We start from the raw sequence: 9,536 nt of genomic DNA, 5'->3' as shown, positions 1-9,536 counted from the left end.
GGCGGCCGGCGCGGTGCGGCTGGACGATGGCACGGTGCTCGCGGCCAAGGGCCGGCAGCATGTGCCCCCGGAGCGGCGGCTGGTGCTGGAGCTGCCGGGCGGCGGCGGCTACGGGCCGGTGGCGGAGCGCAGCGCCGAGGCTCGGGAAGAGGATCGGCACTACGGCTACTGACCCGCCGTTCCCCTCTCCGGAGCGGGGCACGGGCCGGCCGCTCCGGGGAGGCAGTTGCCGCCCGCCGTTCCCCCCTGTACATGCGGGCTCATCAGTCGTCTGATGACCGCGCAATACAGGGGACCTTCATGAGAAAACGCCGTGACAGCCTGGCATCCGTCGTCGCCCGGGATCTGGCCGAGCGCATCGAGCGTGGCGACTATGCCGTGGGCGACAAGATCCCCATCGAGGCGCAGCTGTGCGAGATGTACAACGTGAGCCGGACGGTGGTGCGCGAGGCCATCGCGACCCTGCGCTCCGAGGGGCTGGTGACATCGCGCCACGGCGTCGGCGTGTTCGTCGAGGAGCGCGGCAACCCGGCGCTGTCGATCACCAAGGAGGCGGCGGGCGAGCTCTCGGAGGTGCTCGAACTGCTCGAGCTCCGGCTCGGGGTCGAGGTCGAGGCCGCGGGTCTTGCGGCCCGGAGGGCCACCGCGGAAGACCTGCGCCAGATCCGCGAGGTTCTCGAGAAGACGAGCGATCTCGACGCCTTCGGCGAGCACCGGCGCGAGCTGGACTATGCCTTCCATCTGGCGATCGCGCGGGCGAGCGGGAACAGCTGGATGCCCAAGTTCATGGATTTCATAGGCCCCGTCATCATTCCCCGCAGCCAGCTTCTGCACGATCCGCAGTCCGGAATCACCCGCGACTACCTGCGCCAGATGGTCGAGGAACACCGGCAGATCGTCGAGGCCATCGCCGCGGGCGACGCGGCCGCGGCGCAGGAGGCGATGCGGATGCACCTGTCCACCTCGCTGGAGCGCTACCGGCGCCGGCTGACGGACGCTTAACTCATAATTCAACAGTCATCATTTGACAGACATCATACAATTGGCTATCGAAGGTCTCAGGGAGGTTGCCGCGTCGAGTTTGCGCGCAGATCCCGGACAGACGTCGGGCTAGGGCACTCAGCACCGAAGCCCGGGCGTCTTCCGGGCACCAAGCCTCTTTGCAACGAGAACGGTGAGCCGGGCACCGACCGCGTTCACACTCAACAGGGGGCTCTATGTCTTACCTAAGGGAAGTCTACCTGCGCGGCCTGCGCGGGGCAGTGGTCCTGTGCCTTGGCGGCATCCTGGCCATGGTCTTTCTCAATGTCGTGCTGCGCTACCTCTTCAACAGCGGCATCTTCCTGACCGAGGGCCTGTCCGGCCTGCTCTTCGTCTGGATGACCTTCGCGGGCGCGCTGCTCGTGCTCTACGACGGCGGTCACATCGGGGTCGATGCGCTGGTGCGGCGGGTGCCCATCGCGGCGCAGCGGGGGCTGTTCCTGCTGGCGCATGCGGTGATGCTCTATGTCACCTATCAGATGCTGCTGGGCAGCTGGCAGCAGATGGTGATCAATCTGAAGGTGATCGCGCCGGCGACCCGACTGCCGGTGGCCCTGCTCTATGCGGCCGGGGTCTTCTTCGCGGCGATGAGCGGCCTTTTCCTTCTGCATCAACTGTTTCTCCTTCTGACCGGGCGCCTGCCGCAGAGCGCGTTGCGCCCCGGCACCTCCGAGGAGGAAAGCGATGTCGAGCGCCATGTGGGCGCGCTGGCGTCGGAGGGCCGGAAATGACCATCGGGCTCTTTCTCGGAACCCTGATCGCCATGATCGGCATCGGCGCCCCCATCGCCTATGCCCTGATCGTGACCGGCGCGGCGCTGATGTGGCAGATGGGGCTCTTCGACGGGCAGATCATCGCGCAGAACCTGCTGAACGCGGTCGACAGCTTCCCGATGGTGGCGATCCCGCTCTTCATCCTGGCCGGAGAGGTGATGAACGCGGGCGGCCTGTCGCGCCGCATCGTCGATCTGGCGCGGGCGCTCGTCGGCCACCATCGTGGCGGCCTCGGCTATGTGACCATCTTTGCCGGTGTCCTGCTCTCGAGTCTCTCGGGCTCGGCCCTTGCGGATGCGGCCTCGCTCTCGGCGCTGCTGCTGCCGATGATGGTGGCCGCGGGCCATGCGCGCGAACGCTCGGGCGGTCTCATCGCCGCCTCGGCGATCATCGGCCCGATCATTCCGCCGAGCATCGGCTTCATCGTCTTCGGCGTGGCCACGAACCTCTCGATCAGCAAGCTCTTCATGGCCGGCATCGCGCCGGGCCTGATGATCGGTCTCGCGCTCTGCATCGCCTGGTTCTTCGTCTCGCGCCGGGACGATGTGGCGACCGCGCCCAAGGTCGACATGCGCGAGCGGCTGCGGGCCTTCGGGCGCAGCCTCTGGGCGCTGATGCTGCCGGTGATCATCATCGTCGGGCTGCGCTTCGGCATCGTGACCCCGACCGAGGCTGCCGCCGTCGCCGCCGTCTATGCGCTCTTCGTGGCGCTGGTCGTCTACCGCGAGCTGAACTGGCGCGACCTGCCGGACCTCGTGCTCGACGCCGGCAAGACCGCGGCGGGCGTGATGTTCCTCGTGGCCGCGGCCGCGATCCCGGCCTGGATGATCTCGGTGGCCGACATTCCGGGCCAGCTCGTCGACCTGATCGAGCCGCTGATGGGCAACCAGACGCTGCTGATCCTGGTGCTGATGCTGCTGATCCTGATGGTGGGGACGGCGATGGATCTCACGCCGACGATCCTCCTGCTCGGCCCCATTCTGGTGCCGGTGGTGATCGAGGCGGGCATCGATCCGATCTATTTCGGCGTGCTCTTCATGATCAACTGCTCGATCGGCCTCATCACGCCGCCGGTGGGCACGGTGCTGAACGTGGTCTGCGCCGTGGGCCGTCTCGATTACGAGGCGCTGGTGCGCGGGACGCTGCCCTTCCTCCTCGCGCAGGTGGCCGTGCTCTTCCTGCTGATCCTCTTCCCCGCCCTCGTGACCCAGCCGCTGCAGTGGTTGCTGCACTGACATTCCACAGGAGCCCCAGAAGCTCCGGAATATCCCGACCAACCGAAACTCCAACAAGGACAGACCCATGAAACTGATCCACGGCCTTCTGGCCGCCGCCCTTCTGGCGACCGGCGCACAGGCGCAGGACTACAGCAGCCGCACCATCAAGTTCGCCGCCACCGGTCAGGAAGGCACGCCGCCGGTGCAGGGCATGCATATCTTCGCGCAGAAGCTCGAGGAGCAGAGCGGCGGCAAGCTGAAGGCTCGCGTCTTCGCCAATGGCGTGCTGGGCGGCGATGTGCAGGTGCTGTCGTCGCTGCAGGGCGGCGTGGTCGAGATGATGGTCTGGAACGCCGGCAACATGATGACGCAGGCGCAGGATTTCGGCATCCTCGATCTGCCCTTCATCTATCAGGACGAAGAGGTGATGGACGCGCTGCTCGACGGCGAGGTCGGCAGGAGGCTCACCGATCAGCTGCCCGAACATGGCGTGATCGGCCTGTCCTTCTGGGAACAGGGCTTCCGCCAGCTGACCAACAACAGCCGCGAGGTGCACAGGCTCGAGGATATCGCAGGCCTGAAGGTCCGCGTGCAGCAGAACCCGCTGCTGGTCGACATGTGGCGGGCGCTCGGCGCCAATCCCACGCCAATGGCGGTGACCGAACTCTACACCGCGCTCGAGACCGGCGCCGTGGACGGGCAGGAATGCACGGCGCCCTTCGCTCTCACCGCGAAATATACCGAGGTGCAGAAATATCTCTCGGTCACCCGCCACAACTACAACCCGCAGATCGTGCTGATCGGCAAGCCCTTCTGGGACAAGCTCAACGACGATGAAAAGGCCCTGATCCAGAAGGTCGCGCAGGAGACCGCGGTCGAGCAGCGCCGCATTTCGCGCGCGGCGCAGGACAGCGCGCTGGAAGAGATCCGCGCCGCGGGCAATGTCGTGACCGAGATCGCCCCCGAAGAGCTTGCCCGCATGCAGGAGGCCGTGGCCCCGGTCATCCGCACCTATGCGCAGACCTTCGATCCCGAGCTCGTGCGCACCGTCTTCGACGCGGTGGGCTTCTCGCTGGATTGAGCCCCGGCCGGGACCCGCGCCGCGGGTCCCGCTCCCGCAGAATGGAGTGGACATGAAAATCGCATTCGCCCAGCTGTCGCCCGTGCATGGCGACACCCCTGCCACCATCGCGCTCGTTGCCGAGGCCGCCCGCGCCGCGGCGACCGACGGGGCACGGCTCATCGTCTTTCCCGAGTGCTTCCTCACCGGCGGCGCCTTCGAAGATCGCGCCGCGCTGCTGCAGGCGGCCGTCGACATCGAGCGGGGCGATCTCGCGCCCGTTCTTCTGGCGGCGCGCGAGGCGGACATCCATGTCGTCGTGGGTTTCTACCAGAAGTCCGGCCCGCAGGCCCTGAACACGGCGGCCCTGATCGGGCCCGAGGGCATCATCGGCCTGCATCACAAGATGCACCTGCCGTTCATGATCGGCGACCGTTTCGCCGATATCCCCCAGATCGAGGGCCCCTCGGTCTTCGACACGGCGATCGGCCGCATCGGCCTCGCGATCTGCTACGAGATCCGCTTCCCCGAGGTGATCCGCACGCTGGCGCTCGAAGGCGCCGAGCTCGTGGTGCTGCCCGCCGCCTGGCCCGAGGCCGCCCGCATCCTGCCCGACCTCTTCAGCCGCGTGCGCGCCGCCGAGAACTTCGTCTATTTCCTGTCCTCGAACCGCATCGACGTCGATGACGGCATGGCCTTCATGGGCAGCAGCCACGTCATCGGCCCGGACGGCAACGAGATCTTCAACGCCGGCATGGAGGAAGGCATCTTCACCGTCGATGTCGACCTGTCGCGTGCGCGCACCAAGTCGATCATCCGCGATCCCGGCGTCTACGAGGTGCATCCCTTCCGCGACCGCCGCCCGCAGGATTACCGCATCTGCGCCGCCCCCGCCGCACTCGGGCTCGAGGCATGAGCCGCGGGTGGCGCGACAGGCTCGCGTCGGGCGGGCCGGTCTTCGGCATGAACGTCTATTCGGGCAGTCCCGCCGCGGTCGAGATCGCGGGCGCCTGGGGGCTCGACTTCGTGTTCATCGACGCCGAACACAGCGTGCTGGGCCTCGATCTGCCGATGGAGCGCATGATCCTCGCCGCGCGGCTGGCCGGGGTGGCGCCGCTCTTGCGGGTGCCTGACAGCGCGCCCACCGGACTGCGCAAGGCGCTCGAGCTCGGCGCGGCGGGCGTGATCGTGCCGCAGGTGCATGATGCGGGCCAGATGCGCGCGATCATCGCGGCCACGAAGTTCCCGCCCTTGGGACGGCGCGGCGGGGACAGCTCGGTCCGCTCGGCCGGCTGGGCGGGGCCGGGGTTCGACTGGGCGGACTATGCCCGGCGCAGCAACCGCGACACGTTCATCGTCCCGATGGCCGAAAGCCCGGAGTTTTTCGAGAACATCGACGAGATCCTCGCCGTGCCTGGCATCGATGCCGTGCATTTCGGCCCGGCGGACTTCGCCCTCTCGAGCGGCCTCGACGTGGATTATTCCATGCGCGAGCCGACGGTCCGCCGGGCCATGCGGCTGCTCGTCGCGAAATGCCGCGAGAAGGGCATCCACGTCATGCTCCCCTGCGCGCCCGCAACGCCCGAACAGGCCGCGGACCTGCTTGCGGAGGGCGGCGACATGCTGCTGGTCGGCAATGACATCGGCTTCCTGAACCAAGGCTGCCGCACGGCGGCAGGGATCGCCGCGGCCCTGCGGGAGCCCCGCGCATGATCCGGCATCCTCGACGGCCCGCGGCCGCGCTCGAGCCCGGCCTGATCGAGCGGTTGCGGGCGCTGCAGCCCGCCTCGCTCGGGCACCATCTGACGGCGGGGTTCCTCTCGCCGCAGATCCGCGCGCTGGTGCCGGGGCGCATGCTCGGCCGGGCGATCACCGTGCGCCAGCCGCTGCCCGATGCGGAACCAGTGCACCGCGTGCTCGAGGCAATCCGGCCGGGGCATGTGCTGGTCATCGACCGGTGCGGAGACGACCGGATCGCCTGCGTCGGCGAGATGGTGGCGCTGGCCGCGCGGACCGCGGGCGCGGCCGGGATCGTGGTGGATGGCATGGTGACCGATATAGCCGAGATCGCGGCCCTGCGCCTTCCGCTCTTCGCGCGCGGCACGAGTGTCGTCACCACGCGTCCGCTGCGGGTGCCGGGGGGCGAGCTCTTCGGCACCGTCTGTCCCGGCGGCGTTCCGGTGCGGGATGGCGACCTGATCTTCGGAGACGAGAACGGCCTGCTCTGTCTCGATCCGGGTCGCCCGGATCTTGCGGCGCTGATCGCGCGCGCCGAGGCGGACGAGGCGCGCGAGATAGACTGGCGCCGGCGCCTCGCCGCCGGCGAAAGCCTGGCCGTGCTCAACGGCTATGACACCCAGACCTGACCGCCAGCGGTCGGACGACATCTCAGACACGGGAGGCCTTCATGCTCGACACATCCGTCTTCACCCCGCACGGCAAGCACCTGATCGCGGGCGAATGGGTGGCTGGCGAGACCAGCTTCATCTCCGATCCCGCCCACGGGCCGAGCCACGCCTTCTCGGTCGGCACGCCCGAGCTTGTCGATCGCGCCTGCCGGGCCGCCGAGGACGCCTTCTGGACCTACGGCCAGACGAGCCGCGAGAGCCGCGCCGCCTTCCTCCGGGCCATCGCCGACGAGATCGAGGCCCGCGCCGAGGCGATCACCGAGATCGGCAGTCAGGAGACCGGCCTGCCCGAGGCGCGGCTGCAGGGCGAGCGCGGCCGCACCACCGGCCAGTTGCGGCTCTTCGCCGAGCACATCCTCGAGGGCGATCATCTCGACCGCCGCCACGACGTGGCGCTGCCCGAGCGCCAGCCGCTGCCGCGCCCCGACATCAGGCTGGTGATGCGCCCCGTAGGCCCGGTCGCGGTCTTCGGCGCCTCGAACTTCCCGCTCGCCTTCTCGACCGCCGGCGGCGACACCGCCGCTGCGCTGGCCGCGGGCTGTCCCGTGGTGGTCAAGGGCCATGGCGCGCACCCGGGCACCGCCGAGATCGTCGCCGAGGCGATCCTCGCCGCGATCAGGAAGACCGCCATGCCGGACGGCGTCTTCTCTCTGGTTCAGGGCGGCAGGCGCGACGTGGGTCAGGCGCTGGTGCAGCATCCGCTGATCGCCGCGGTGGGCTTCACCGGCTCGCTCGGCGGCGGGCGGGCGCTCTTCGACCTCTGCGCGCAGCGCGAGGTGCCGATCCCCTTCTTCGGCGAACTGGGCTCGGTCAATCCGATGTTCCTGCTGCCCGCGGCCGTGAAGGCGCGCGGCGCCGCCATCGGTGCCGGCTGGGCGGCCTCGCTGACCATGGGCGCGGGCCAGTTCTGCACCAACCCGGGCATTGCCGTGGTCGAGACCGGCCCCGAGGGCGACGCCTTCGTCGCCGCCGCAGCCGAGGCGCTGAGGGGCGTGCCTGCCCAATGCATGCTCACCCGGGACATCGCACAGGCCTACAGGAAGGGCAGATCCCGCTTCGACGGGCGCGCCCACGTGCGGCCGGTGCTCACCGCCGACAGCGAAGGCCGCAATGCCCTGCCCAACCTCTTCGAGACCGATGCGGCGAGCTACCTGCGGGATCCTGCGCTTGGCGAAGAGGTCTTCGGCCCCCTCGGCCTCGTGGTGCGCGTCTCGGGCGCGGAGGAGATGGACGCGCTCGCCCGCGACCTCGAGGGCCAGCTCACGGCCACCATCCACATGGACGAGGGCGACACGGCGCTTGCGCAGCGCCTGATGCCGGTGCTCGAGCGCAAGGCCGGCAGGCTGCTTGTCAACGGCTTCCCGACGGGTGTCGAGGTTTCTCACGCCATGGTGCATGGCGGGCCTTACCCCGCTTCGACCAACTTCGGCGCGACCTCGGTCGGGACGCTCTCGATCCGCCGCTTCCTGCGCCCGGTGAGCTATCAGAACCTGCCCCATGCGCTGCTGCCGAGCGATCTGACCTGAGCCAAGCCGCCCGGCCCCGAGGGCGTTGTCGCCGGCGGCGCGCGCCTTCGGGCAAGCAGCCTGTTCCGCATGGCCGCAACCCTGCCCAACCCTCTCTGCACCTATCGAAAGGACATTCTCATGGACCCGCAACAGATCAAGGCGGCCCTCGGCTCCGGCCTGCTCTCCTTCCCCGTCACGCCGTTCGACGCCGACAACAGGTTCGCCGCCGGCCCGTACCAGAAGCACGTCGAGTGGCTGTCGGGCTTCGACGCGCCGGTGCTCTTTGCCGCGGGCGGCACCGGAGAGTTCTTCTCGCTGACCCCCGACGAGATCCCCGCCATCGTCAGGGCCGCCAAGGAGAGTGCCGGCAAGACCGCCATCGTCTCGGGCTGCGGCTACGGGACCGAGATCGCCCGGGGCATCGCGTGCTCGGTCGAGGCGGCGGGCGGCGACGGCATCCTGCTGCTGCCGCACTACCTGATCGACGCGCCGCAGGAGGGGCTCTACGCCCATGTCAAGGCGGTCTGCCAAGCCACCGGCATGGGCGTCATGGTCTACAACCGCGACAATGCCGTGCTGCAGGCCGACACGCTGGCGCGGCTCTGTGACGACTGCCCGAACCTCGTGGGCTTCAAGGACGGCACCGGCGACATCGGCCTCGTGCGCCAGATCACCGCGAAGATGGGTGACCGGCTGACCTATCTCGGCGGCATGCCGACGGCGGAACTCTTTGCCGAGGCCTATCTCGGGGCGCGCTTCACCACCTACAGCTCGGCGGTGTTCAACTTCGTCCCGGCGCTGGCCAGCAAGTTCTATGCCGCGCTGCGGGCCGGCGATCGCGCCACCTGCGAGAGCATCCTCAACAGTTTCTTCTACCCATTCATGGAACTCCGCTCGCGGCGCAAGGGCTACGCGGTCGCGGCGGTCAAGGCGGGCGTGCGTCTGGTGGGCTTCGACGCGGGCCCGGTGCGGGCGCCGCTCTCGGATCTGACCGGCGAGGAGGAAGAGATCCTCAAGGCCCTGATCGACGCGCATCGGGAATGAGACCCAAGGTGGGCCCCGCGTCCGCGGGGCTCACCGACCGCGTGACAATCACCGGCGGCGGCGGGGACGTGGGTCCCGTCTCCGCGGGGCTCACCGCCTTGAGGCGGTGCTGCCTCGCCTCGGCTGTCGTCCACCCCGCCAGCGGGCTCTTCCATCTCCGGGGGCCTGCCGGGCGCGAAGATGGGGGACAGCTGCAAGTGGAAGGACGGGGCCCCGGTAGAGCCCGCCTCCTGCGCCCTCGCCGGACGGGCAAGACCGTCCACAGGTTTGTTCCAGCGTCCGCTTCGGCCGGGTCGCGAACAGCGCCTGTTACGGGGTAATGTCCCCCGGGCGCTCGTCGTGGACGGACAGCAGGTCTCGTCGGGCGAGGTGCTGACGGAGGAGGAGGTCGCCAGGCTGCTTCGCGCGACGCCCGCCGATCCTGCCAGCGCGACATCGGCAGCCTGGCCGGCCGTCACAAAAGCTTCGCTTGACGCGCGGCCAGA

Annotated in this window: 9 protein-coding genes; all 9 read left to right on the top strand. The window is 69.1% G+C overall.

Annotated elements, in window-relative coordinates:
• Positions 1 to 300 precede the first annotated feature (300 nt).
• The 9 genes from A9O63_RS11010 (at position 301) to kdgD (ending at position 9,051) form a co-directional block, all read left to right on the top strand.
• Positions 301 to 1,002 carry a FadR/GntR family transcriptional regulator gene (locus A9O63_RS11010; protein WP_069331973.1) on the top strand — a complete coding sequence of 234 codons (702 nt, stop codon included), beginning with the start codon at positions 301 to 303 and terminating at the stop codon, positions 1,000 to 1,002.
• Between the two features lie 215 nt (positions 1,003 to 1,217).
• Positions 1,218 to 1,772, top strand: a complete 555-nt coding sequence (locus A9O63_RS11005) for a TRAP transporter small permease (protein WP_069331972.1) — start codon at positions 1,218 to 1,220, stop codon at positions 1,770 to 1,772.
• Positions 1,769 to 3,049: a TRAP transporter large permease subunit gene (locus A9O63_RS11000; RefSeq protein ID WP_069331971.1), complete on the top strand. Its 1,281-nt coding sequence runs from the start codon at positions 1,769 to 1,771 to the stop codon at positions 3,047 to 3,049. Before A9O63_RS11005 ends, A9O63_RS11000 begins: the two co-directional genes overlap by 4 nt.
• 67 nt (positions 3,050 to 3,116) lie before the next feature.
• Entirely contained in the window at positions 3,117 to 4,112 is a 996-nt protein-coding gene (locus A9O63_RS10995) for a DctP family TRAP transporter solute-binding subunit (RefSeq protein ID WP_069331970.1), read from the top strand.
• A gap of 52 nt (positions 4,113 to 4,164) precedes the next feature.
• Entirely contained in the window at positions 4,165 to 5,007 is an 843-nt protein-coding gene (locus A9O63_RS10990) for a carbon-nitrogen hydrolase family protein (protein WP_069331969.1), read from the top strand.
• Positions 5,004 to 5,804, top strand: a complete 801-nt coding sequence (locus A9O63_RS10985; protein ID WP_069331968.1) for an HpcH/HpaI aldolase family protein — start codon at positions 5,004 to 5,006, stop codon at positions 5,802 to 5,804. Before A9O63_RS10990 ends, A9O63_RS10985 begins: the two co-directional genes overlap by 4 nt.
• Entirely contained in the window at positions 5,801 to 6,457 is a 657-nt protein-coding gene (locus A9O63_RS10980; RefSeq protein ID WP_069331967.1) for an RraA family protein, read from the top strand. The genes A9O63_RS10985 and A9O63_RS10980 overlap by 4 nt, the downstream gene beginning before the upstream one ends.
• 41 nt (positions 6,458 to 6,498) lie before the next feature.
• Complete coding sequence (locus A9O63_RS10975; RefSeq protein WP_069331966.1) at positions 6,499 to 8,025, top strand: aldehyde dehydrogenase (NADP(+)); 1,527 nt, start codon at positions 6,499 to 6,501, stop codon at positions 8,023 to 8,025.
• Positions 8,026 to 8,145: 120 nt separating this feature from the next.
• A complete protein-coding gene (kdgD, locus tag A9O63_RS10970; protein ID WP_069331965.1) occupies positions 8,146 to 9,051 on the top strand; it encodes a 5-dehydro-4-deoxyglucarate dehydratase in 906 nt (301 codons plus the stop codon).
• Positions 9,052 to 9,536 lie beyond the last annotated feature (485 nt).

Source organism: Cereibacter johrii (assembly GCF_001720585.1).
GTDB classification, from domain to species: Bacteria; Pseudomonadota; Alphaproteobacteria; order Rhodobacterales; family Rhodobacteraceae; genus Cereibacter_A; species Cereibacter_A johrii.
Note: the sequence above shows the minus strand (reverse complement) of the source record. Positions and strands in the feature narration are given on the sequence as shown.